Here is a 23004-nt window from a genome sequence, read left to right on the forward strand (position 1 = left end):
GGGGAAAAAGCCGAAACCGTGGTACACATATACCGGAAATGAGAGTGTATCCCGTGAAGGTCCTTTTCGCCTCTGACGTTCATTACCCTGACGGTGATAGAACCTCCAGACTCTTCTCCCTTCTCAGGGGTAAACCAGATCTCCTGGTTCTGGCCGGTGACTTGATCACCCTGGGCTCGGTGCAGGATCTCAGGAAGTTCTTCGTCAAGTTGAGGAAGGTGTATCAGGGACCTGTGGTGGGAGTTCCGGGCAATCACGAGCACTGGCTCACCAGGGGAGAGAGGGACAGGGGAATCACAAGCCTCGAGAAGGTGGAGATGATAGCGGAGGTCTACAGGGAGTTCCGCGGTGTTCTCCTGCAGGTTGACGGGCCCTTTCAAACCGACTCAGGCCTCACCCTGGTGGGAACCACTGGCTGGTACGACTACTCCTTCGCCAGGGATCTGAACTTCTCCGTGGAGGATTTCGAAAACTGCAATCCGTATCACTGTACCAGGGAGGAATTGATGGCGTGTGAGAAGAGGGGTTATTGTGACTGTAAGTCCTGGTTCAATGACTGCATTTACGTGAATCTTGGAATGTCCAACGAGGAGTATCTGAGACTTAACGTGAGGATCCTGGAGGATCAGCTGAGGTCAGTGAAGGATGCGGTGGTGGTTCTCCATCACGCGCCCAGAAAGGATCTGATCAAGGTGACAGGGGAGAGGGAGAAGGACTTCTTCCTGGCCTTCGACGGAAGCGAGAGGCTTGAGGAGGTGATAAGGAATCACGGGGTTGAACACGTGATATATGGTCACCTTCACGAGGGGAGCAGGCAGGATCATGTCACGGTGGATGGGGTGAGGTACGTCAATGGGTACAGGTTCCAGCTCATGGAGATGTGATGGTCACTGGTCAACCGGTTGTGGAGTGCGTAAAGGTGAATTGAACTCACCGGTTAAGTTCTCCTTTCCTGGTGATGCGTGAACCAGATCGTCTTAGGGATCTGTCACTGCTCCTAGGAAATCCTGGAAACTCCTCTTCCTCTCGAGAAGATCTAGGGGAATCATGTTCACCATTCTGGTAAGGTCACTCTTATCATAATCCATGTGCTGTTCAATGTTGAGACGGTTCAGGATCATCCGCTTGATCCACTCCTCAATTTCTGGGTCAAAAATTACGGAATGTATCTTGTTTTTCCTATAACTCTTTCCAAGGAATTCAAGGAATTTCGCAGGTCATCCAGATTGTCATCATCCCTATCCACAAAAATCAATATCTTGTCGCAGTATGAGCCCAGCCCTTTAGAATCCTCTCAGTCTTGGAGGACATCACGTTCTGCTTTCCTCCTACAGAGTAACAGTCGGTGAACCCGACCGATTCATCAACTCTTCATAATGACTTAAGCTTCTCTAGGATCCCACGGACGAATTCACATCCATATGTGTCCTCAGAGATCCCACAAATCCTCAAGTCATCAATATATGATCCACTCGCTCAGGGTGAGCCCCTTCTCACGAAGGTTCCTTCTCAACTCCTCCGGGTTCTCAAATCTCCTCGGTTTTGTCTCACCCATCTCCCTGTCCAGGAGAATGATCTCAGATGGGTCCATGAAGTCCATCACCATGGGCGAATGGGTTGTAACAAGGAATTGGGGGGCAGAATAATTCATTACATCAATTAACCTCTCCACGAACCTCAGATGGAGGGAGTTCTCCAGTTCGTCAACCACCACCAGACTGGGCTTGAGCATATACACGCCGACCATGAGGGTGAGCATTTTGACCACACCGGAGGGCGTGGATGAAATGGTGATCTGTTTTCCGTTCACGTTCTCCTCAGCATATAATCTCACGTTTCCGTCCTCCGTCACTGTCGTCCTCACGGCCAGATTCAGCGAGTTCAGGAACTCGGAAACCTGCTTTGGCAAGGGCTTGCCCAGCAGAATCCTTGGAAGACCCATTCCATCCTCCCTCAGTCCCTCCGGAAAGCTGATGTGAACCGGTGAAAGGGCGTTCTCCGTGGAGCGGAGGATCATAACGTCATTGAAGAAATTGAGCATGAAGTCCAGGAAGTCACCCCAAGGAAGAGGTGGGAGTGAACTCATCACTATATCCCCGATCCTGGTGAACATGTTGAAGAGGCTCATGTTCTCTGGAACCTCCGCCCTTTTCCCCTCCAGATCAACTGTATTTCCCTGTCTCACGATCTCATGACTATCAAGTCTAATCTTCTCCTCCTTCACGACGAAGGCGTATTTCCCGTTGAGTGTGATCTCGTATCTGAACTCCCTATCTCTGTACTTCCCTGAGAGTTGGAACGAAATGTCAAGGTCCGGATCCTGCATGAACACAACGCTCCTGTAATCTCCCCACCTCGCAAAGGGATATGGGGGAAGAGAGGTTGGCCTCAATACCTGCTTCAGGAATGAGAAAGCGTCAATCAGGTTGGTTTTACCGCTTCCGTTGGGCCCAACCACTGTATTGATTTTCCCCAGCTCGAGAGTGACGTCCCTGTAACTCTTGAAGTTCCTAATCGTGATGGTGTGGAACATGTCTATACAAAGTTATTTCCTGCGTATAATAGCTTTCCTAGCTAACAAGGTATCCAGTCACGGGAATCGGGTTTTCAACGTCTTCCCGTATTGGATGAAGTTCAGGTAAGAGGGGAGTTTGGTCATGTTTGTCCCTGCTGGTAGCCAGATCCTATTGGAGTTGGTGTGGACTAAAACTTTGCGGGTCAAAGTAGTGGCGGGTCGATCCGCACCTCACCTCTGTTCGTTAATCACATTGGGTCGAACTAGAGGTCAGGAGACCGTTCCGGTTAAGTATAGCCTTAGTACGAGGCGACAACCTGTTCTCAAGAGTGCAGAAGGAGTTGTTTGGTTAGATGCTCATAGAGATCAGGTTGAAGGGCGAGGAGGTATATCCGTCGCAGATAAGGGGTAAGCTGGCCTTCGAGAAGAACGTAATTCTCCTGTTCAGGGTACAGGAAGGATTGTATATGTGGATTACTGTGCAGAGAACCTGGGAGGATACGAACCTCCCCTGATCCTCCAGGGAAAGGTGTACACGCTGGAGGTTGTGAGGGTTCCCCGGAGTACTCTACCTACATCAGGTGCATAGCTGGGGAAGTGGAGAGAAGGGTTAACCCTCTCTTCAGGAACAAGAAGCTGGCCTGTAATGACGAGCTGACTGTGGTGCTGGAATGAGAGTGGAGGAGATACTGGATTGCGGAGCGGTAAGGTGCATGAGGACCGGGGAGGTGTGCGTGGAAGTTGACAGGGTCAGGGTGGTGTACTCAGTGAACGTCAACCCGGGGATCCTGATGGAGATAACCCTGGAGGGGAATAACTACTCCTCCACCTGCAGGATAATTTACGATATGAGACTGGACAAGGTTGTGGACATTTCCTGTGTAGGGTTCAAGGAGAAGAGGGTCAAAATCACACTGGAGGAATGTTTCAAGCGGAAGGGAATTCTGTACGCGAGATAGGGGCTGGAGTTAAGCAGGAGTTTGACGGGTTAAGATAGGCCTAGTTGAAGCCTAGATCTGAGGTGTACACGCTGAGCTAACCCAGGTTTCCGGATGAGGACTACTCCGTATTGTTGTGTATTTAAGGTGCCTTTAACGCGAAATATACAACAAACCGAACTAGGCCCGACAATTTTCATTAGATAGTACTTTCCTGAAAATCCCTTCAAGTCCATTTTACCTAAAAGTTTTTCAGATCTGTCCAAGGATCTTCCAGTTAAATTTTATCTTTAAGATCAATGACATCGCTCATCTATGAACGATTTTCGTTTTGGTATGGATTTTCTTGAAGAATGTCTCACTACGTTAAAATCATAATAAAAGCATTATTAGAGATATGTAGAAGGAAGAAATCTATAATAGGTTCTTGAGGTAGTCGTTTGACGTGAATATCCTAGCAATCTTTGCAACGTTTTCATCATCATCGTCAGAAGGGTCTAGCACGACTATGTATAATTTCTTGGAATTTCTGAAGCTTATGTCAATAAAGCCTTCCCTCTTAGCCCGCTCATCCATCATGTATGTGGCTTTCTCCTCCACATCGAGAGTTGAAGATGAACTGCCTGCTGTTAATCTCTGAGCATCCAATCCAGGATATGTCAATATGACCGTTAATGGATCATATTCGTACGCATAAGCCATGATCTTGAATCTACTGGCGGTGAGATAACTTATACTGCTGGAGTACTTGCATTCAATCAGAACGGACTTTTTGGCTACCAACGAAAGATCTGGCCTGCCCCTGAAGCTCTTGATCTCATCCAACTTGTCTACAGCCTCAAGCTGGGAAACGTCTAAGTCACTATTCAATACCAGCTGGAATTCCTTTTCCCCTTTTCTAGCAACATATACGTTACCTCTCTCCTCTATGGTAAATCCTTCTCCCTCTAGGTACTTTACAACCAAGAAGAATATGTAAATCTCGTATAGCCTCCATAGGATGAGCTTAATCATCTTCCTCGATACCTCGTTCGTTTTCCAGTCCTTTGATTTAATTCCAAAAGATAAACCCTCGAGTTCCGACAGAGTCACATACAAGTTATAGGTTCCCTTGAGCCAACTCGGATCGTAGTCAGTCAGTGGCCTGAAATATTCACCTCTGAAGTAGTTAAGTACCCCTTTGAGTTCCTGCAATTTTTGCTCCAGCTTTTCCTTAACACTGAAGTATTTCACCTCTTCAGGTACATCCTTGACCATCTCAAAGTATCTGCTTGCTATCGCATATATCCGTCGAAGCAAGTAGTTCATTATCGCGTATTCTGGAGCGTCATAGCCCTTAATGTAAGTGTAATAGGCGTAAACTCTCCTAGACATCACGCCCAGCGTTCTCGGAACATCAACTACGCCCAGCGGTTCGCTATCATATTCGACGGTAAACTCCCGGTAGGTGAGCCTTGTTCGCCTTGCCTGCCTGAAATAGTCAAGTGCCTCTTTAATAACGGAGAGTGTCATTGTTGCCAGCACGAAATACCTAGTGACCTTATCTACCTCAACAATCTCAAGATCCTTGGCCAGCAATGATTCTAGCCTCACGTTTCCCTTATACGCAAGGTAGTATCTCCCTATCTTTTCAATTAGGCGTCTATCCCTTTTCAGCAACCTTCTCACACTCTTCCATAAATATGTCGTAATTCTTCAGGTCTCTTGAATTAACTGTTCCTAGCGTACTTTTCAAAATTTTTCCGAAACTCAAGACATCTTTATTTTCCAGTGCAGAATAAACGATTATTGCCTTTCTTAATGATGCCGGAGATATATTAAATGTAGATCTTGTATCGAACCCTTCCATTGAATCCTTGCTAGACTTTAGGGATGCGAATCTCTCTCTGAGGCATTTGACGAACTCCTTCACCTTATCGTCAACCTGTATGTTGAACGCATCAAGATCCTCTACTCCCTTGGGATACCTGAATTCAAAAACGAAAAACCTTCTGCTCAGTGCACTGCCTATGTCAAAGAGGTTTCTAAAGTCAACAAGATTCATGGTGGCAATAATCCTCAATCTAGTCAAAGGTGCGTTCTTGTGTTCTCCGTAATGTCTGAGGAAGTCTTTTGCCTCTTGATCTATCCTGTCGTCATAACTTTGAATTTCCTCTATGAGATAGGAGGGTATTTTCCATTTACTGGGATCAGTGTTCGAAAATATCGTGAAAAACTCTCCAAAAGCCTTATCTATGTCTGCTCTATTAATTTCGTCTATAATCACGACATAGTTTCCTGAGTCCTTGATCTCGGCTGCCCTGTTATAAGCTCTGATAAGTATGCCACTTCTCCATGCGACACTCCCACCTTGGATGGTCTCTCCGCCTATCACATCTCTTCTAAACCAGAGCGAGTTCGCAGTGGCTATTGTATAACAGTTATCCCCCGCAAAGTATTGCGCTAGACGTTCGGCTACCTCCGTCTTTCCAACTCCAGGAGGTCCAACAAGAAGAAGATTACCGTTCTCTATACCAGCTTTTAGATACGATTTAAGCTTAGATATGTCAAATGGAGAATTGATGTACAGTCCATCCAGTGCGATATCTGTAGTCTTCGAACATGTTATTTGACGTGGAGTACGATTAATCTCCAGTTGAGTTTGTTGCTGGATAGCCTCTTCTTGAGGACGAGAGGAATTTGTCTCCTGGTATATTTTCCTGTAAAATAGGAGAGTCTCTTTTATTTCATTCTTTTTTAGCCTTATGTAATTATCAAGCAAACATTTTACAATTTCGGGGTCATTAAAACAGTTATTCGAATTCCTTGATAGTCGGCAATCGGGCAAAGGATCAAAGGGGGTATCCCCAAAAGATTCCCAATCACTCTCAGGGCTATCCCTAAGTTTTTTGTGTATGTAAAGGACCTTCATCCTTACACGTATCTTCCAGATTCTCTCGCTCTCATTCCAGAATGCAAAATTTCTAAGGATATCATAATTGATGTCTGTAATTAATCCAAAACCGAATATAGAATTCTTTACGTAAAATAGGGCAAGTAAGGGTCTATCAATGGTATTCTCCTTTATCTGATTCCCGTAAGCTTCTACTAAACCCTTAAATGGAAATCCTGTAAGTACGTCATTTCCTTTGTTGTCGGCAACATCACCCCATAATATATAACTTGTCTCGCCATAGAGGGAGTATCTGAATGAATTCATCCAATGTTGATAATTATCTCTATTTGAGATGAACATGCATATCCTTTCTGGTTGCCTATCTGTTAGGGCCACCAATTTATTGATTGAGTCCTCTAGCTCCTTTTGGTCGGTTATGTATAGATAAGAATCTAGGTACTCTAGCCCCTTTCTAGGCGCAAGCCACTTACCAAACATTATATTGTTTGAATGTAAGACGATTTTAATTCTTGTGCATCCCTGGGAACAGGCCGTACACTATCTGGGGGCGATTCAGGTTTCCATTGCGAATTGTAATTAGTTAATCTACGTGAGAAGATCAAAATCAATCTATCATTTTTCAGTAATACTTTAAGGGGCCGAACACGATGTCATACCATGACCTCAACTCAGATACAAACCGCGTATCAACTCCAGGAGGAGTTGGTACACATCGTGTTCGACCCCGTATTTCCTAAGCACTGGCTCATAAATAAACCTGTTGAGGAGGTGGAGGAGCTAGCGATGAGGGAGGCGGAGGAGGTAAGCCCGAGGTACGCGAGGGGGAAGAGGCTGAAGAGGAGGGGATACGCGAGGTACAGGTTCCTAACTGGTTTCTCGGTGGTGATGGAGGGCAGGAGGATTGACAGGCTCAGGTGGATGAGCGTGAGGTTGCCCGTGATGTACGATGGGAAGGGGAGGGTGAGGACGGGGGTTGAGAGGGAGTTGCTGAGGGAGGAGGAAGATGTGCTCAGGAAGCTGCTCACGTTCTACTCAGTGCTGGGAGGGAAGATGAACGCGAGGCTCTGGACCCCTGAGCTTGAGGTTGAGGGAGACTTCCGGTACGTGATAGTTGACGGGAAGTGGGTCAAGCTAAGGGGAGGGAAGGGAGTCCTCCTGGTGACAGGCGTCACGCGCGAGGGTAGGAAGGCTGTGCTGGACTTCCTCCTGGCTAAGGAGGAGGACGCGAGGAGTTACTGGAGGCTTTTTGCAAGGGTGTGGAGGAAGTTCAACTTCAAGCTCGTGAGAGTGTCCGGATTGAGAAAAATTCAACAAGAAAATATCTGCAAATGATAGAATTTTAGTAGAATTTGGCGTAATACTTAAGTCGGGGAGAACGGACATCATACCATGGACAACGCCACAATCCAACGACCACAATACGTGGTGATGTCCGTTCCCCCACTGGAAGATATGCCCTCCAGAAAAATCCTTTTCCTCCTCATGCCCGTGGTGGAGATGTTGAGGGAGAGGGTGGAGGGGAGGTTACCGGGTGGGTTCATCTTCAAGCTACTGATCGTGATGATCGTTTTCACGTGTTCGTTAAGGGACGCGGTGAACCTTGTGAACACGGACGTGGTGGTCAGGCTCTTCGTTGGTGAACGAGTGGGGAAGACAACCCTGTTCGACTTCCTTGAGAGGTTCGCAAGGGAGAGGAAGGGTCTGCTCAGGGAGATCGCGAGGGATCTGGAGGGGAGGTGCAGGACCATGTACCTACCGTCTAGCGCGCTCTACGAGGGGAGTGGCTGGTGGACTCGTTCCTGCTGGACCTCCCTCCCGGGAAGACTGGAGACCATGATGGAGTATAGACTTGACGCCGTTCACCTGGGAGTGGCGGAAAGGTTGAAGGCGTTCGTGAAGGCCAGGCTAAGGAGGACAAGGAGGAGGTTCCAGGGAAGGTGGACCAAGAAGCGGTCAAGGTCGTACTTTGGGCTCAAGGTCTTCCCGCTCATCTCACCCTCTTCGTCCACCTTGAGGTTGAGTTCGCCAACTTCTCCGACGCGAGGTGCTGTCCAGGAAGGAGCTTAAGCTAGACAGGGGTTTCAGGGAACGCGGTACCTTCGTCCATCCCCGCGGTCCCTGGAAATATCTTCGTCCCTACGTGGAGCACTTCGGTATTTTCCTTAAGCACTGGAGGCCCTACGCTGAGAGCAGAACCAGGAACGAGGCCTTCATCTACATGTAGCATTTCCCTGAACTTGACGTCAGTGCCTTGGCCCTTGAAAAGTTTTTTACCAGGGTAATACGAGTTTTGAATAATGAGAAGGGGTAAGTGGCTGAGGAAACTGAAGGAGGCGCTAAGGTGGAGGAGGGATTACCTGAACGCGCTGAGGGAGGTGCTCAGGAAGTTCAGGGCTGACGTTGTGAGGAAGCTGCTTTTGGCTGTGATCTCGGAGAGGGGAAGCCTAGCGAGTATGGCCGAGGCCCTGGGCTTCGACTACGAGAGCGTGCTGGGCAAGCTAGACGAGCTGGCCGAGGTTGACCTCATCCCGATTGTGAAGCTCCTGGTTGGAGGTCACCCCGTGCAGGTGGCGGTGGACGATACCTTCGACGAGAAGGCCTACGCCAGGGCCATGCCCGTGTCCAGGAACCTGGCCATGTTCTTCTACTCCAGGGTGAAGGGGACCTTCATCCCCGCGATCCAGCTCCTGGTGGTCACGGTGAGGGACCTGGTAACGGGCGAGGTGTACCTGGTCCACATAGACGCATACGTGGCCAGGAAGGTGGCAGAGCTTGCCAAGGCCGTGGGACAGGACCTGAACTTCTCCACCAAGGTGGACATGACCCTCCAGGTCCTTGACAGGTTGAGGAGGGAGCTCAACGTCCAGGTCATAACCTTCGACTCCTGGTACGTGAACAGGAGGACCCTCCTCTCAGACGTGGTGTCCTCCCTCAAGTCCAGCGCACGGGTCGTCGAGGGTGACAGGTCCGTGCCCGTTGGACTCCTCCCCGAGGGAGAGCACCACGTCACGTACCTGGGAGTCCCCGTGAAGTTAGTTGTACTGGACTATAAGGGTTACGGCAGGAGATACCTCTTCTCCACCGACCTCTCCATGTCCCCTGAGGAGATACTCACGGCATGGGAGAACAGGTGGGACGTGGAGGTGGTTATAAGGGAGTTGAAGGCTCTGGGCCTGGAAAAGGGTTCGTTCAGGACGTGGAGGAGGAACCTGGGCTACGTCAAGCTGATCTCGATCACGTTGAACTTCCTCCTGTCCTTGAGGTATCTCCTTGGGGAGAGCCTGGGTGTCGTGAGGCTCTCCCGCCTGCTTAAAACCCTTTACCTTGAGGTGGGTGATACCAAGAAACTGTTCAGCCTGAGGTAAGTTCCGAAAAGTGCTATCCAGGATAGCCCCCGTCTTGTGGGAGGAGTGGTTGTCAAGGACGAGGTACTTGGTCTCCCTGCCCCACTTCCTCTCCATCCTGTAAACGAAGCTCTTCATGTTCTTGCTGGAGAGGGAGTTGTAGAGGGTGTACAGCACCTTCCTTGAAATGGCGTCAAGGGCGAGGAAGACGTAGAAGTGCTGGAAGCCCAGGTTCACCCTGATCCTGGGCCTGGAACCCCTCCTGGCGAGGCACCTCCTCACCGTGGTGCCCACCACCACCCTTGTCTCATCGAAGAACGCTATCCTGCGTCCCATCAGTTCCTTCACTTTTTTTAAAATCGCGGTGCTTCTCCACCTCGGCCCTGGCGTTCACCGGCCTGGGCGTCACGAAACCGTACCCCAGCTGGTGCACTACCCTGTAAAGGTGATACCTATTGTAAACTATCCCCCTCTTCCTCAGCTCAGCGTTCAGCGCCCTCATGGTCCACCCCTCCAGGTTGTATCCCAGCTCCCTGGGACTTGTCTCCAGCACCTTCTTCACCTCCTCGCTGGAGTACTTCCTGGGCCTACCCGACCTTGGCCTATCCCTCAACGCTCCGACCCCTCCCCTCTTGTACTTCGCGACCCACTTCTTCACCGTTGAGTACGAAACCCCGAGGACCTCGGCCACCCTGTACTCCCTGAACCCGTCCACGAGGTACATCTTCACCCCCAGTATTCTCTGCCTTATCCTAGCATTCTTTTCCTCCCTGTAAGCCTTCTCTAATTCCTCCACATTCTATATTAGTAATACCAAGATAAAAACTTTACCTAAGTACTAACGTAGGGGCGAAGGTACTTCCATGGACCGCGGGGATGGACGAAGGTTCCGCGTTCTTTGAAGCCCCTGTCCACAAGCTTAAGTCCCCTTCTGGACAGCCTACATCTAGCGTCCGAGAAGTTGGCGAACTCGACCTCAAGTCCGTGGACGAAGAGGGCGGGCGAGACGAGCGGGAAGACCTTTAACCCGAAGTACGACCTCGACCGCTTCTTGGTCCACCTTCCCTGGAACCTCCTTCTCGTCCTGGCCCTCAACTTAGCCCTCACGAAGGCCTTCAACTTCTCCACTTGCCCAAGGTTTACAGCGTCAAGCCTGTACTTCTCCATCATGATCTCCAGGCTGGTCTTCCCTGGAGGTAAATCCAGGAGGAAGGAGTCAACGAGCCACTCAACTCCCTCGTAGAGCGCGCTAGAAGGTAAATACACGGTTCTGCACTTGGCCTCAAGTTCGCTCGCAATCTCCCTGAGCAGGTCCCTCCTAACCCTCGCGAACCTCTCCACGAAGTGGAACAGGGTGGACTTCCCAACGCGTTCACCAACGAAAAGCCTAACTATCACGTCCGTGTTCACAAGGTTCACCGCGTCCCTCAGGGAACAACAATACACTATCATGACCACCAGCAACTTGAAGTAGGTGAAGCTCCCCGGTATCCTCCTCTCCACCCTCGGCCTAACCATCTCCACCACGGGCGTTAGGAGGAAAAGGATTTTATCCCTGAAGGGCATATCCTCTACCGGGGGAACGGACATCACCACGTATTGTGGTTGGATAATCTTGGAGTTCATGGTATGATGTCCGTTCTCCCCCACTTAAGTATTACGCCACGATTCTACAGAAGTTCTATAATCTCCAAATATTTTCTCGTAGAATTTTTCTCAGTCCGGACACTCTCTCGACAACACCGTCGTTCTCTGGGCCATCACTGACTTGGACACATTAACGTGACGCGGGCCCAACTTTCCCCTCACAGGCGTTTCACGGCCTCCCTGTACACGGGATCCAGGAACTGGTACCCGGATATCACGCTCATTCCCTCCAGCTGAGAGATGACGTTACTCAACACGCTTGACGACAGTGCGACTCCTTCCCTCTCGCTCACGCACCTCTCAAGCTTGCTCCATGAGTTCGCCCCCTCTCCCACACACTTCAGCACTTCCCTGTATCTCCTCCCCGTCACCTCTGAGATCCTGGCCTTGCTCTCTATAAGGTTTCTCAGCTCGTTCAACGCCAGCCTCACGCTCATTTCCTTCACTTCACCCAGATCCCTCCTGGACAGGTAATGGTTCCCCGCCACGGTTAACCATCCCGGTATTCCGTCAAAGAACTCCACCATCTCCTCAATCACGCTCTCCTCTACCTTCATCCCGGCCTCACTGAATCCCCTCTCCAGGAACTGGAAGCTCTGTTCCCTGCTGAACCTCTCCAGCCTCACCTCGTGATAGTACCTGGAGTAGAGTGGCGAGCCCTCGTCCTCTGTCCCCAGAAACTCGTGAAGGAGGCCTACCTCCGACCCAGTCAGGACAAAGGTCAGGTTCCTGTCGTAGTCGTAGGCGTGGGCCATGGCGTTCTTTATCTCCCCTGAATGGGGTCCCCTGAGCCTCTGGGCCTCATCCACTGCGATGATGATCCTCTTCTCGTTGAGGTGATCGAAGAGGTCACCCAGGGACACGTATCTCTTTCCCTTCCACGACAGTTCCACGTAATTTCCCATTATGCTCACTCCCTGCACCCTGGAGAGGACATCCTTTAACCTGTCCAGAGAGGAGGAGAGGGCCTGGGATAGGAGGGCGTAGAGGTCCCCCAGGGAGTAGTTATCCCTCAATTTCCTTGCATCCACCACGAGGAAGGGCAGTCCGCTCTCCCTAAGCGCAACCATGAGGGTTGAGGTTTTGCCTATCCTTCTCACACCTGTGACCACAACGAGGGGTCTGTGAAGGTTGTTCACCAGTTCCTCCAGTTCCCTCTCCCTGTCGAAGAGGTCCCTCCTCTCGGTTTTAGGCCTCTCATCGAATAACAACTTCTGCCCCAGAAGTATACTTCTGCCCCAGAAGTAAAAACTTTCCGTCAGCGTTGAGGATCCTGGACGGAGTGATCCCTTCATTCAGTCGTGTAGCGGGAGAGGGAGAGTCTCCGCCAGTAGTTCTTGTTAATTTTTATCCTCTGGCATGGGCATCGTTAAAAGAGAAGGGCAAACACTTACATAAAGTACTAGCGTAAATCGCTTACGTGGAACTTTAACTCTTTGGGGGTTAAGGGGGTGGAAGTCCCCCATCCGTAAGGGTGGGGATGGATAACCCCCTTATAGGGAAAACTTATTATTCTTTTTCTTCGTAACTTTATCTAGCCCTACAAGGCTAAAAGTGCTGGTAGGAATGAGGGTTGGGACTGCCTGATAGCCTGTGGAGCCAAGACCCTCCGTAACCCTCCTACCACACGGGGCGTCAAGGATGGGTTCCATTCGACGGGACCTCCGCTATGGGTGAGAGGGGATCGAGGTCTGGCTGAGAAGCAGGAAATCCCCATCGTGAGGTGGGGATGCTCCGTCCGTAAGGGCGGAGTAGTTCACACTGGACTTGACCGCCCTACCCACCTCATAACCTTTTAACCTGGGAGGAGAACCCTTCACATGGATGCCGATCAGATTGCCTCCATCCTGGAGGAGCGGGCCATCAAGGAAATTGAGGAACTACCCGAGGACAGGTACGAGGAGGTGATTGACGGTTTCCTGAAGTCTCCCTATTTCCTCGGGATTTACCCCAACGAGGAGGTTATGCTCAACGATCTGGTTGCCTGGTTTGCCCTGGAGTACGTGAGGTCCAGCACCACCATACTGGACGAGGTCCTTTCCAGCCTGGGGATTGACCGCAGGGAGGTGAAGGTTCTCCACGGTCCTTTCAGCATAAGGGATGCAGTGAAGGTTAATGACAGGTATTATGTGAAGCTGTTCCATCGTGACGCGGGGGAGGTTATGGTTGAAGTTGACCCTGAGCTGTGGAAAGACCTGAAGGGCTCGAAGAGCCGGATAGCGTTGCAGACCACAGTCCTGGTGGTGGGGAACAGCGCCACCACCATGGGGAACCTGTTGAAGGAACCCCTGATGACGGATTTGGGCTTCCTAACCTCAGGCTTCCTGGATAAGGCCATGGAGATGATTGACAGGGTGAGGCTGGAGGACCTTGAGGGCGTGCAAGTGTCCTCCCGGATGACGGTGAGGCAGGTGCTCAACAAACTTCCCGCCACCTGGGTGGAGGAAGCAAGCAGGTTACTCAAGGTTAATGGAAGGGTGAAGAAGGAGAGGATTGAGGCGCTGGAGAGGCTCTACCTGAATGAGACGGAGAGGGTGGTGAACAGTCTTCCAGCGGAGGCTAGGGAGGCGCTCAGGTTCATACTGGAGAAGGGAGGGATGGTGAGATATGGGGACCTCACCAGGAAGTTTGCAGATGATACAACGTATTTCTACCACGAACCCAGGACCCCCGTGGGACTGCTCAGGCTCTACGGCCTGGTTTTCGTGGGGAAGGCAAGGAAGGGAGAGAGGAGTTACAGGGTCGCCATAATCCCAGCGGACCTGAGGGAGAAACTTGAGAGGGTCCTGAAATGAGAGGAGAGGATCAGGAGCCGGTCTCGTGTAACGGAGTTGGTCGATCCTTATGTTGACTGAGGGGTGAGCCTCCGTCCAAATGTGGAAGCTGAAAGGCATATTTGGGCCCCTATGATTCGTTGTGTGTTCCACGTTAGGATCCCAATACGCGCGAAGTGATCCACAAGTTCACGGTGTGATACCTGCCAAGAGTTGCATCTCGTCACGGGAGGAAGTTTTCAATCCGTGGTGCTGAGAACCTGTTCACCCGCCTCCTGACGGGGTTCGGTGCTGATTGATCCTGTCCTCCCCCGGCAATTGGAGCGCAGATACCTAGTACCCCATACTACTGTTTGTTCAGGGGCCCTTTAACGTGAAAACAACAACTCAACCAGTTCAATATCTAGAAGTGCTGGATATCCTCAGGTGAACTCCGGTGTCGGGGACCCACGGGGGAATCCTTGAGGACAAGCGGATTTCCACGACCGACACGGCCTCAAGACTCATCACTCCCACCCTGCTCTCAGGTTTATTTATCTCGACACTAAATTGAGTAATATGAGCGACATCGTCTCCCTGGCCACTGACATAGTGGTGGAGTACGTCAAGAGCCTCGTGGACAAGTCCAGGCAGGGGAAGAAACTCACGGAACAGGAGTACAACGTTCTCCTCACCTTCCTGACCAACAAGAGAATAGATGACTTGAAGACCTACCTGGAAAGGAGCGTTGACGATCTGCGATCTGAGGTAAAGGGAGTGAAGGAGGAGGTTAAGGGAGTGCGGGACCTGGTGGAGAAGAAGTTTGAGGAATCCAGGGAGTACACGGAGAAGAAGTTCGAGGAATCAATGCGATTCACGGAGAAGAAGTTCGAGGAATCAATGCGATTCACGGAGAAGAAGTTCGAGGAATCAATGCGATTCACGGAGAAGAAGTTCGAAGAGTCAAAGCAGTATACCGATAGGAAGTTCGAGGAACTTAAAGCATATGTGGATAAAAGGTTCGACGAGATGAAGGCCTACGTGGACTCGAGATTCGACGGAGTGGAGAAGAAATTTGATACCAAACTTGATGGGGTTAACATGAGAATAGATGACCTTCGGAATGACCTGAACTCTAGGTTTGATCAGCTCATAAACATTCTAACCAAGAAGGGAGAGTGACCTCTTCACTTTCCAGGGACCGGGGACGCGCCCTCAGGTCCGTTGTGAACTTCACGTCCCTTCACGCATTGCGTAACCTGGAAATCTTCCAGGGTTTGACGGGTTAGAGATTAACGTAGCCCCATTTCGTCTATTATTTCACGTGTTATAATAAAAACTATTAACAATGTACCTTTCCTTCACACGTCAAGGATGGAAAAAACTCAAACTAAACGCTGTCAAGCTGTAAAATTTTTAAGGGGTAAGTTGACTCACGTCAATTTCGCATAGCCTGTCTGAAATTTGTGCCCCTGGATGGGTAACAGATAGGTAACTTAGTTTCGCCTTGTCATCTCTCAACCCGTGCACCGCAGATCCCCTTCTCCTATTTAGATTCAGTGGACTATATATTACTCTATATTACCATATACTTTTCTGATTCCCTATACAGTATTTCTATAAACCAGATATCGAGATATTCTCGAGAAAAAATGGGATTTAATGGTATAGAAGGAGCAATAAACGTTCCCGGTCAGATTCCTTGGGAAATTGTGGTGATTTACTTCATTGTGGCCATTTTTCTTGCATTCTACCTGGGTAAAAGGACCGGAGGCCTGAAGGCGTTCACCACTGTGGATCTGGTTTACATAGGCATCGGTGGGGCATTCTCCGTGGTATGGGAATTTTATGTGGGTGGCTTCATAGGAAGGTTTCTCCCCAGCACGGCCTTCATAAGCGTTGGCTTCTGGGGGAGACTCATCATCGTGTTCATCATAGCAGCGCTGGTGAGGAAGGTCGGGGCGGGCATGCTCACCCTCTTTGTTTACAATTTGCTGGGGGACCTGTTCCATTACGGCTTTGGCGGAGAACCAATGTACTTCATTTACGAGACGCTCACCTACGGACTCTTCGTTGACCTGATGATAGCTGCTACCGGAGGGCATATCTTCGGAATTGGAAAGGAGCTGAGGAACGGAGGCGGTGGAGGGAGAACTGCAGTCAAGGGGGCGACCCTGCTGGCGGTAGCGCAGGGAGCATTGCTTGGATTCAGCTGGGCCATTCCCGATCCCATCTTCTACAGCGCCTTCTTCAGCCCCTTCCTGTACGGCTCCTACGTGAACTGGGCCCATGTCCTGTTCAACCTGGGGGCCTTCATACCGGGAGACGTGGTGATGGGGATCATTGGAGGTCTGCTGGCTATCAGGGTGGTTAGGGCCGTTGGTCAGTAGGCGAATGGTCAGCAGGTGAACCTCTTGAATTTTGTGGAGGTCAGGGATCTCAGGGTTACTTATCTCGGTAGAGGGGAGCCGTCTCTTCAGGTGGATGGCCTGGAGATCAGGGAAGGGGAGTCAGTCCTGGTCCTGGGGAAGTCGGGATCGGGGAAATCAACCCTGGTTAACGTGCTCAACGGGGTGATTCCCGGACTGATCTCTGCCAGGGTTGAGGGGGAAGTCAGCGTTTTCGGCAGGGATCCCAGGAGGACTCCGGTTCACGAGATGGCCACCCTGGTGGGCACTCTCCTTCAGGACCCAGAGGCCCAGGTATTTCATCACCTGGTGAGGGACGAAATAGCCTTTGGACCTGAGAACTTTGCCCTTTCAAGGAAGGAAATTGAGGGCAGGGTTGAGGAATCCGCAAGGGTTACGGGGGTATCACACCTCCTCTCAAGGGAGACTTCCACCCTCTCCGGAGGGGAACTGCAGAGGACTGTCCTCGCCTCTGTCCTGGCACTTCAACCCAGGGCCCTTATCCTGGACGAGCCAACCTCCAGCATTGATCCGGAGGGAACGGCGGAGATCCTGGGCCTTCTCAGGTCGCTCAGAAGAACTGGGATGAGCATGATAATTGTGGAGCACAAGGTGGAGAGGGTGCTTCCCTACGTGGACAGGGTCATCCTGGTGGACGGTGGGAGGATAGCGCTTAACGTGGAGAAGGGAAGGCTCATGGATCACGTGGAGGTGTTAAGCGGGGCCGGAGTTGAGGTTCCAGAGTACTATCATTACCTGAGGAACCACGGCCTATCCAGGCCGGCCCTGTCCGGTTACAGGAAGAGCAAGGTCAGCAGGGTCAGGGGAGAGAGAGTGATTCTCTCAGGGAAGGTAATGGTGAAGACCAGGGATGGGAAACCCCTGGTCCACACTAGCTTCTCCCTCAGGGAGGGAGAGGTTGTCGCGCTCATGGGGAGGAACGGCGCGGGAAAGACCACTCTCCTCAGGGCCATCATGGACCTCCTGGACTCAAGGTTGAGGAGTGAGGTCACCCTTTCCCTCATGGGCAAGGACATCTCCGGAACCAGGTATTATGAGAGGGGAAGCTACATTGCGTACCTTCCCCAGAACTTTGACGTGATGTTTGTGAGGAGGACTGTGGAGGATGAGATCAGGTCATCTTCACGGAACCCTGAGATCTACCTGAGACTTTTCTCCCTTGAGCAGGTCAGGAAGGACGATCCCCTGACCCTATCCTTTGGTCAGAGGAGGAGGGTGGCCATGGCCTCCATCCTTGGAAGGGGACAGAGGGTCGCTCTCCTGGATGAGCCCACGAGCGGACAGGACTGGTATCACAGGGAGAACCTAGGAAAGGAGCTGAGGGAGCTCTCGGGAAGGGGAATCTCCATCCTTGTGGTGACCCACGATTCCAGGTTCGTGGACAGGTTCTGCGACCGCGTCATGGTTATGGATGCGGGAAGGATAGTGATGGAGGGAACACCGGAGGAGGTTTTCCAGAGGGGAGTGGTCACACCTCCCACGGAGTACCTTGTGGAGGCGGGGGTCTGGAATCCCCTTGATGGGTGAGAGCTTGAACCCCGTACTCGTTAACCTGATTAGCTGGTTCCTCTTCTTCTACGGGGTGGGACTGCCCGTTCTCCTCATAGTTACCGTGGTGAGGCTCAAGGGTTTCATGGAGATAACAAGGTTTGAGTCAGGTAAGGGATTCCTCTACAGGGTTAACCCTGTCACCAAGGTGGCCCTCAGCCTGGCGGTCATGGTAACTGCCTCCACCACAATCTGGTGGCTGGGAGGACTCCTGACCCTGGCCATTTCACTGGTTTACCTCACCCTGAGGGACGGGGTGAGAAAGTTCGTGTACCTCATGGTCGTGCTCTTCAGCAGTCTGGTATCCTCAACGTGGAGCGTGGCTCCCTACGTCCCTCCCTCAATACTGGAGCCCCTCTTCCCCAACCAGCAATTCGTGACCCTGTGGACCTGGCCCTCCTACTTTGAGGTAATGGGATACGAACCCAACCTAACCCTTCAGGGTGTGATCTATGGACTGCAGATAGGGTTCAGGGTAACGGCAGTACTGGCCTCAGCCCTTCTCCTCATCCTCACAACCACGACCTCCGACATCTTCAGGATGTTCACGAAGCTCAAGGTACCGTTATCCGTAACCTTTTCCCTTCTCGTGGGAGTCAGGACCGTGCCCAAGATATTTGAGTTGCTGGACTCCTCCGTGAAGATGCAGTTCCTGAGGGGACTGGGACAGGGGAAGCCCAGGGTGCTCTACCCTCTCCTAATGCTTTATGCCGTGTTCCTGGCGATCGTCCCCACCATGGTTTACCTGCTGAGGGGAGCCAAGACCATGGCCATCTCAGCTGATACCAGGGGTTTCAGGGCTAGGCCCAGGAGGACGGAGCTGGTTGAGCTGAGCTTTGGAAGGGAGGACTACGTGATGTGGGGAGTGATCGCTGGGCTACTCATCCTGGCAGTGGTGGCAAATTTAACGGGGTTCGGAAGATTCATACCATACGTGGGTGTTTAGATGAGGTGGGCAATCCTTCTGCTCCTTATTCTGATTCCGGCACTGATCTCCGAAATTCAGGTGAGGGGACAGAGCACGGTAACGCCCATACAGCACGTGATAATAGTGATTGATGAGAACCACTCCTTCGACAATCTGTTTGGAGTTTACCCCTTTGGCGTTCCACCCATCATTAACAACGTTACCTGCTCCGTGATGAGGCCCGTGAACCTGGAGGAGAGTCCGGGGATCCTTCGTGACGTGAGGGTACCCCTGGTGCCCGGCCTTCCCTGGTACACCTCCCCATTCTACATCAACTCCTCAACCCCTCCAGACCCCCAGGAGGGTTACCAGACCTACCACTGGGATTACTGGTACGGAACGGAGCAGGGCTTTCCCCTCTTCTCCGGATCCCAGTCCATGGGCTACTTCTCCTACGAGCAGGTGGGTATCCTGTGGGACTACGCAGAGGAATACGTTCTCTTCGACAATTACTACTCCCCTGTGCTGGACGTCACTGAGCCCAACAGGATTGCGTACCTCCTGGGCTTCCCTCCATCTTTCCACAACGACGAAAGTTCAGGGATATACTCCTTCAATCAGAGCATAATGTATCAGCTCACCCTCCACAACATGTCGTGGGGCTACTTCGTGTACGACCTTCAGGGCATTCCGTGGCCTGTTTCCACACTGAGGGGAGTTCCAGACTCCAACTTCTATAACCTGAGCGTGTTTTATGAGGACCTGAAAGACGGGAATCTACCGAGCGTTTCGTGGGTGATGTTCCTGGGCGGATCCAGTGACAGGTATGACATGCACCCACCACACAACGTGACCGCTGGAGCAATTGCTTTCTCACAGGTGGTTAACGCCGTGATGAGGAGCGAGTACTGGAACTCCACCGCGATCCTTTTCACATTCGATGAGGGAGGTGGGTATTACGATCAGGTCACTCCTCCCTACGTGAATGGGACCTCCCTGGGTCAGAGGATCCCACTCCTGCTGATTTCCCCATACGCCAAGGAGGGATACGTGGATAATTACACGGTATCCGGTTATACCCTCCTGGCCTTCATAGACTATAACTGGAGACTGCCGTGGTTGACCAGCTGGGTGGAGAACAGTGACCTGCAGGGTTTTCTCCAGGCCTTTAACTTCTCCACGGCGAGGCCACCGCTTATTCTTACACCAGGTAACTGGACCTATCCCGTCCCACTACAGTACCCAGTGAAGTATGGATATGTGGCGACCGTGGATCATCCTGTGGATAACTTGTTGTATTCCTTTCCCTCGGAAGATCTGATCCTTCCCGTGGTCATACTAATCCTAGTGGCTCTGGCAGTGGTAGTGAAAAGACGGAGAGGTCCGTGATACGCTAAATAGTCTGGAACATGATGTGTCTCTCACGTGTACAGTTTACTACACTAGAAATAACTGATAAGTAGGCATATAGTGTTGTCAAACCTGCATAAATTAGTTTAATGGCTTCGTGCCTTCGCATTGAATTCCTTGAAACTTCAAATATACCAACATGACGACACTATGAGTAGGTGTGAAAATATCTATCATTTATCACGAAACCGAGTTCTCAGGTTACAGGGAGAGGAAAGGCCAATTTTATATCGATATGTCGAAAATTTACGGAAAGTTTTTATAATAGCTAACTAAGAAAACTGCCCCGCCCTCACGATGTGGTATTTAACCCCCTTAACCAACAAGCTAATCCTGAATAGCTTTATATCCGATGTTGGGTAACTTTGGGGGGTAAACCAGTTTGGGGGGCAAATCTTATTTCACCACAAAGCCTAGGGATGATCTGAGGGATATCTTTGATCGAGATACTGAGGTTGGGCAACTCAAGTTTCTCTTAGAGAGATATCAATGGGCCACAGTATTGGGCCCAAGGATGTCTGGAAAGACCAGTCTCGCCCTGGCTGTTTCCAGATCATTCTCGAGGAGAGTTGTGTATGTCGATCTCACTCAGGTAAGGGGAATGGGAGATTTCGTTCAGAGATTCTATCTGTCCATTCCCAAATCCTTCTCGGACAAGGTGAGGGATGCCTTGGAAGCCGTAGGAGTTAACGTTGGCCCTCTCTCCCTCAGTTTCAGGCTGAAGAATAACGTGGTCCTGGCCACAATGATCAGGAGTATTTGTGACGATACCATAGTTATCTTGGACGAGGCTCAGGACCTGAGACAAGGGATAAATCACGTGATTGCGACTCTACACGGACTCCTCAATTCCTGTCCTAGACTGTCCATGGTGTTCACAGGATCTGCCATAGGGCTGATAAGAACTCTCCTCTCCCAGGAGGGAAAGGATCCCCTTGCAGGTAGGAGACCGACAGAGATTTCGCTAAAGTCCTGGGACGAGGACATAGCCAAGGAGTACCTGAGGACAGGTCTTCAGGAATGCAACGCTTCATTTTCGTCGAGCGAGTTGAACGAGACCATCAGGGAAATTGGAACCCTGGTGGGATGGCTGAACGTGTATGGAGTTAACAGGTGTATCAAGCCCCATGACGAAGCCCTGAGGGTCACACTGAGGGATGCCATCGAGATAGTTAAGGGGGAGATAAGAAACGTGGTTGAGGCGAACGCGTGGAGGAGAAAGGCCATGAGGATGCTCGCCTTGGGGGCAACATGGAGTGAGCTCCTCAGGGAGACAGGAGTGTCCACTAGGACCCTGTCCAACTTCCTGGATAGGCTGGAGAGGTTGTATATGATTGAGAGGCGGGGAGATACTTACGTCCTCTCAGACCCGGTTTATAGGAAGGTGGCCACTCTGAGGGAGTAAAATATCAGGGGCGAGTGTCGATCTGTCTTTAGCTAAGGTTAACGCCCTTCTTTACGCTACCCTGTGCGCTCGGTGGTGGCTCACGTCCAAACTCCCAGAAGAGTGGATATCACGTAAAGCGCTCCAAACAACATGAAGATCTGAGAGGTTTGAGCTGGAGAGTCAGGCGGAAGTTCTCTTGAAATCTTCAAAGACCTCCTGATCACAAAGTAACCAGTGAAAAGTGAGATTATTGCCGATATGGGAAGCAACTTCACAGCAACCAGTGAGGCCAGAGCAAGGTAGGGACAGGTCATGAAGGCCACATACAGCCTTCTCGAAAGGTCAGGGTAAAGGATTGCCAGCGTTTTAGCGCCCTTCCCCCTGTCACTTTCAATGTCTCTCAGGTTATTCACCATGAGGACCCCCGCTATGGGTAGGGCCAGGGGAATACCGTCCAATATTCCCGCCATCGAGATCGTTCCCGTGGATATGTAGTAACCACCCAGCACTATCAGGTCATAGGTCACGAAAACCAGGATCTCCCCAAGGGCCCTATGCTTCAGGTTGAAGGGAGGCCCATTGTACATGTACAGAAGGAGAACACCCAGCAGGCCCAGAGGCAGGGCCAGGGGTCTGTAAAGGGTGAGGTAAATGGCCGTGCCTAGCCCCACCACTCCCAAAGCTATGCCAAGGATTAAGGTGTCCCTCTGGCTCAGCACTCCGTGAATGATGGGATGTACCCTGTAACCGGTGTTCTCCCTCGTGTCTATACCTCGAACGTAATCGAAGTAGTCGTTGAGAACGTTCACGGACGCATTGAGCAAAACGGTTCCCAGTAATACTAGAATGTAGAAGAGAGGGTTAAACGACCTGGTCATGTAATATCCCAAGGAAAAGGCAAAGGAGGTGCAAATCACAGGCATGATGAAGGACCAGGGCCTACTCACCACGAAAAGGTTTCTAGAGGTGGTGATGAACCGTCTTGCTGAGATTTCAAAGGTCATTATTACGCGATATTTTCCACGGCGCGGGATTAGGTGCCTGAGTTTAGTAACATTTAGCTTAACAAGCGATATCATGATTAAATTATAGTTTGCAAAAATTTATAGTAACTTTGCTATATTTATCCTCAAATTGGTTAACTAGGTTAAATATTGGTAAACAAAATCTATTTCCGCTTTCATGAGGGGGAACTCGGTGAAAGAATTGGGAGAAGGCATTCATCCCGGG

General features: G+C 50.9%; 23 protein-coding genes and 1 pseudogene. 14 read left to right on the forward strand and 10 right to left on the reverse strand.

Annotated features, from left to right (window positions below):
- Positions 1-38: 38 nt before the first annotated feature.
- The gene (locus tag QVC96_RS09035) at positions 39-884 is read left to right on the forward strand and encodes a metallophosphoesterase (protein ID WP_287688992.1); all 846 of its coding nucleotides are present in this window, start codon (positions 39-41) and stop codon (positions 882-884) included.
- Between the two features lie 93 nt (positions 885-977).
- Here QVC96_RS09035 and QVC96_RS09040 read toward each other — a convergent pair whose 3' ends face one another.
- On the reverse strand, positions 978-1121 hold the full coding sequence (locus QVC96_RS09040; RefSeq protein ID WP_287688993.1) for a hypothetical protein: 144 nt from the start codon (positions 1119-1121) through the stop codon (positions 978-980).
- A 335-nt stretch (positions 1122-1456) separates the two neighbouring features.
- Entirely contained in the window at positions 1457-2533 is a 1077-nt protein-coding gene (locus QVC96_RS09045) for an AAA family ATPase (RefSeq protein ID WP_287688994.1), read from the reverse strand.
- Between the two features lie 335 nt (positions 2534-2868).
- Here QVC96_RS09045 and QVC96_RS09050 point away from each other — a divergent pair, with 335 nt between their 5' ends.
- Positions 2869-3030 carry a hypothetical protein gene (locus QVC96_RS09050; protein ID WP_287688995.1) on the forward strand — a complete coding sequence of 54 codons (162 nt, stop codon included), beginning with the start codon at positions 2869-2871 and terminating at the stop codon, positions 3028-3030.
- Positions 3031-3186: 156 nt separating this feature from the next.
- Positions 3187-3474 (forward strand): hypothetical protein, encoded by a 288-nt coding sequence (locus tag QVC96_RS09055; protein WP_287688996.1) that lies wholly within the window; start codon positions 3187-3189, stop codon positions 3472-3474.
- 393 nt (positions 3475-3867) lie between these two features.
- Here QVC96_RS09055 and QVC96_RS09060 read toward each other — a convergent pair whose 3' ends face one another.
- Both QVC96_RS09060 and QVC96_RS09065 read right to left on the reverse strand, forming a co-directional pair.
- Positions 3868-5121 carry a hypothetical protein gene (locus QVC96_RS09060; protein WP_287688997.1) on the reverse strand — a complete coding sequence of 418 codons (1254 nt, stop codon included), beginning with the start codon at positions 5119-5121 and terminating at the stop codon, positions 3868-3870.
- A complete protein-coding gene (locus QVC96_RS09065; RefSeq protein ID WP_287688998.1) occupies positions 5096-6826 on the reverse strand; it encodes an AAA family ATPase in 1731 nt (576 codons plus the stop codon). The genes QVC96_RS09060 and QVC96_RS09065 overlap by 26 nt, the downstream gene beginning before the upstream one ends.
- 180 nt (positions 6827-7006) lie before the next feature.
- On the opposite strand from QVC96_RS09065, the gene QVC96_RS09070 reads away from it, so the two are divergent.
- The 4 genes from QVC96_RS09070 to QVC96_RS09085 all read left to right on the forward strand — a co-directional run bounded on the left by QVC96_RS09070 (position 7007) and on the right by QVC96_RS09085 (position 9714).
- On the forward strand, positions 7007-7681 hold the full coding sequence (locus QVC96_RS09070; RefSeq protein WP_425597946.1) for a hypothetical protein: 675 nt from the start codon (positions 7007-7009) through the stop codon (positions 7679-7681).
- A 57-nt stretch (positions 7682-7738) separates the two neighbouring features.
- Positions 7739-8416 carry a hypothetical protein gene (locus QVC96_RS09075; protein WP_287688999.1) on the forward strand — a complete coding sequence of 226 codons (678 nt, stop codon included), beginning with the start codon at positions 7739-7741 and terminating at the stop codon, positions 8414-8416.
- The gene (locus QVC96_RS09080) at positions 8394-8573 is read left to right on the forward strand and encodes a hypothetical protein (protein WP_287689000.1); all 180 of its coding nucleotides are present in this window, start codon (positions 8394-8396) and stop codon (positions 8571-8573) included. Before QVC96_RS09075 ends, QVC96_RS09080 begins: the two co-directional genes overlap by 23 nt.
- Positions 8574-8646: 73 nt before the next feature.
- Positions 8647-9714 carry a transposase gene (locus QVC96_RS09085; RefSeq protein ID WP_287689001.1) on the forward strand — a complete coding sequence of 356 codons (1068 nt, stop codon included), beginning with the start codon at positions 8647-8649 and terminating at the stop codon, positions 9712-9714.
- A gap of 81 nt (positions 9715-9795) precedes the next feature.
- Here QVC96_RS09085 and QVC96_RS13925 read toward each other — a convergent pair.
- From QVC96_RS13925 to QVC96_RS09105, 5 genes and pseudogenes are all read right to left on the reverse strand, one after another.
- Positions 9796-10029, reverse strand: a pseudogene (locus QVC96_RS13925) (hypothetical protein); the annotation flags it as partial.
- The gene (locus QVC96_RS09090; protein ID WP_238027283.1) at positions 10001-10489 is read right to left on the reverse strand and encodes a helix-turn-helix domain-containing protein; all 489 of its coding nucleotides are present in this window, start codon (positions 10487-10489) and stop codon (positions 10001-10003) included. The gene QVC96_RS09090 and the pseudogene QVC96_RS13925, both read right to left, overlap by 29 nt.
- Before the next feature lie 35 nt (positions 10490-10524).
- Positions 10525-11319: an IS5/IS1182 family transposase gene (locus tag QVC96_RS09095; protein ID WP_287689002.1), complete on the reverse strand. Its 795-nt coding sequence runs from the start codon at positions 11317-11319 to the stop codon at positions 10525-10527.
- A 179-nt stretch (positions 11320-11498) separates the two neighbouring features.
- Complete coding sequence (locus QVC96_RS09100; RefSeq protein WP_287689003.1) at positions 11499-12635, reverse strand: AAA family ATPase; 1137 nt, start codon at positions 12633-12635, stop codon at positions 11499-11501.
- Positions 12636-13007: 372 nt separating this feature from the next.
- Positions 13008-13160: a hypothetical protein gene (locus QVC96_RS09105; protein WP_287689004.1), complete on the reverse strand. Its 153-nt coding sequence runs from the start codon at positions 13158-13160 to the stop codon at positions 13008-13010.
- Between QVC96_RS09105 and QVC96_RS09110 the strand changes: the two genes are divergently transcribed.
- From QVC96_RS09110 to QVC96_RS09140, 7 genes are all read left to right on the forward strand, one after another.
- Positions 13161-14135, forward strand: a complete 975-nt coding sequence (locus tag QVC96_RS09110) for a hypothetical protein (RefSeq protein WP_287689005.1) — start codon at positions 13161-13163, stop codon at positions 14133-14135.
- Between the two features lie 537 nt (positions 14136-14672).
- Positions 14673-15275: a hypothetical protein gene (locus tag QVC96_RS09115; protein WP_287689006.1), complete on the forward strand. Its 603-nt coding sequence runs from the start codon at positions 14673-14675 to the stop codon at positions 15273-15275.
- Between the two features lie 470 nt (positions 15276-15745).
- Positions 15746-16483 (forward strand): hypothetical protein, encoded by a 738-nt coding sequence (locus QVC96_RS09120; RefSeq protein WP_287689007.1) that lies wholly within the window; start codon positions 15746-15748, stop codon positions 16481-16483.
- Between the two features lie 24 nt (positions 16484-16507).
- Positions 16508-18049: an ABC transporter ATP-binding protein gene (locus QVC96_RS09125; protein ID WP_287689008.1), complete on the forward strand. Its 1542-nt coding sequence runs from the start codon at positions 16508-16510 to the stop codon at positions 18047-18049.
- A gap of 4 nt (positions 18050-18053) precedes the next feature.
- Positions 18054-19016, forward strand: coding sequence for an energy-coupling factor transporter transmembrane component T family protein (locus QVC96_RS09130; protein ID WP_287689009.1), 963 nt, complete (start codon positions 18054-18056; stop codon positions 19014-19016).
- Positions 19017-20366, forward strand: a complete 1350-nt coding sequence (locus QVC96_RS09135; protein WP_287689010.1) for an alkaline phosphatase family protein — start codon at positions 19017-19019, stop codon at positions 20364-20366.
- Positions 20367-20769: 403 nt separating this feature from the next.
- Positions 20770-21792 (forward strand): AAA family ATPase, encoded by a 1023-nt coding sequence (locus QVC96_RS09140; protein WP_287689011.1) that lies wholly within the window; start codon positions 20770-20772, stop codon positions 21790-21792.
- Between the two features lie 80 nt (positions 21793-21872).
- Here QVC96_RS09140 and QVC96_RS09145 read toward each other — a convergent pair whose 3' ends face one another.
- Positions 21873-22778 (reverse strand): UbiA family prenyltransferase, encoded by a 906-nt coding sequence (locus QVC96_RS09145; RefSeq protein ID WP_287689012.1) that lies wholly within the window; start codon positions 22776-22778, stop codon positions 21873-21875.
- Positions 22779-23004 lie beyond the last annotated feature (226 nt).

Source organism: Metallosphaera javensis (ex Sakai et al. 2022) (assembly GCA_021654415.1).
GTDB lineage: Archaea > Thermoproteota > Thermoprotei_A > Sulfolobales > Sulfolobaceae > Metallosphaera > Metallosphaera javensis.

Bases quoted from the DNA above. Each gene is read 5' to 3' on its own strand.
- QVC96_RS09085 (WP_287689001.1), top strand. From the start codon at position 8,647: ATGAGAAGGGGTAAGTGGCTGAGGAAACTGAAGGAGGCGCTAAGGTGG.
- QVC96_RS09115 (WP_287689006.1), top strand. From the start codon at position 14,673: ATGAGCGACATCGTCTCCCTGGCCACTGACATAGTGGTGGAGTACGTC.
- QVC96_RS09035 (WP_287688992.1), top strand. From the start codon at position 39: ATGAGAGTGTATCCCGTGAAGGTCCTTTTCGCCTCTGACGTTCATTAC.
- QVC96_RS09135 (WP_287689010.1), top strand. From the start codon at position 19,017: ATGAGGTGGGCAATCCTTCTGCTCCTTATTCTGATTCCGGCACTGATC.
- QVC96_RS09100 (WP_287689003.1), bottom strand. From the start codon at position 12,635: ATGAAGGGATCACTCCGTCCAGGATCCTCAACGCTGACGGAAAGTTTT.
- QVC96_RS09040 (WP_287688993.1), bottom strand. From the start codon at position 1,121: ATGATCCTGAACCGTCTCAACATTGAACAGCACATGGATTATGATAAG.
- QVC96_RS09145 (WP_287689012.1), bottom strand. From the start codon at position 22,778: ATGACCTTTGAAATCTCAGCAAGACGGTTCATCACCACCTCTAGAAAC.
- QVC96_RS09110 (WP_287689005.1), top strand. From the start codon at position 13,161: ATGGATGCCGATCAGATTGCCTCCATCCTGGAGGAGCGGGCCATCAAG.
- QVC96_RS09065 (WP_287688998.1), bottom strand. From the start codon at position 6,826: ATGTTTGGTAAGTGGCTTGCGCCTAGAAAGGGGCTAGAGTACCTAGAT.
- QVC96_RS09075 (WP_287688999.1), top strand. From the start codon at position 7,739: ATGGACAACGCCACAATCCAACGACCACAATACGTGGTGATGTCCGTT.
- QVC96_RS09050 (WP_287688995.1), top strand. From the start codon at position 2,869: ATGCTCATAGAGATCAGGTTGAAGGGCGAGGAGGTATATCCGTCGCAG.
- QVC96_RS09070 (WP_425597946.1), top strand. From the start codon at position 7,007: ATGACCTCAACTCAGATACAAACCGCGTATCAACTCCAGGAGGAGTTG.
- QVC96_RS09045 (WP_287688994.1), bottom strand. From the start codon at position 2,533: ATGTTCCACACCATCACGATTAGGAACTTCAAGAGTTACAGGGACGTC.
- QVC96_RS09055 (WP_287688996.1), top strand. From the start codon at position 3,187: ATGAGAGTGGAGGAGATACTGGATTGCGGAGCGGTAAGGTGCATGAGG.
- QVC96_RS09095 (WP_287689002.1), bottom strand. From the start codon at position 11,319: ATGAACTCCAAGATTATCCAACCACAATACGTGGTGATGTCCGTTCCC.
- QVC96_RS09120 (WP_287689007.1), top strand. From the start codon at position 15,746: ATGGGATTTAATGGTATAGAAGGAGCAATAAACGTTCCCGGTCAGATT.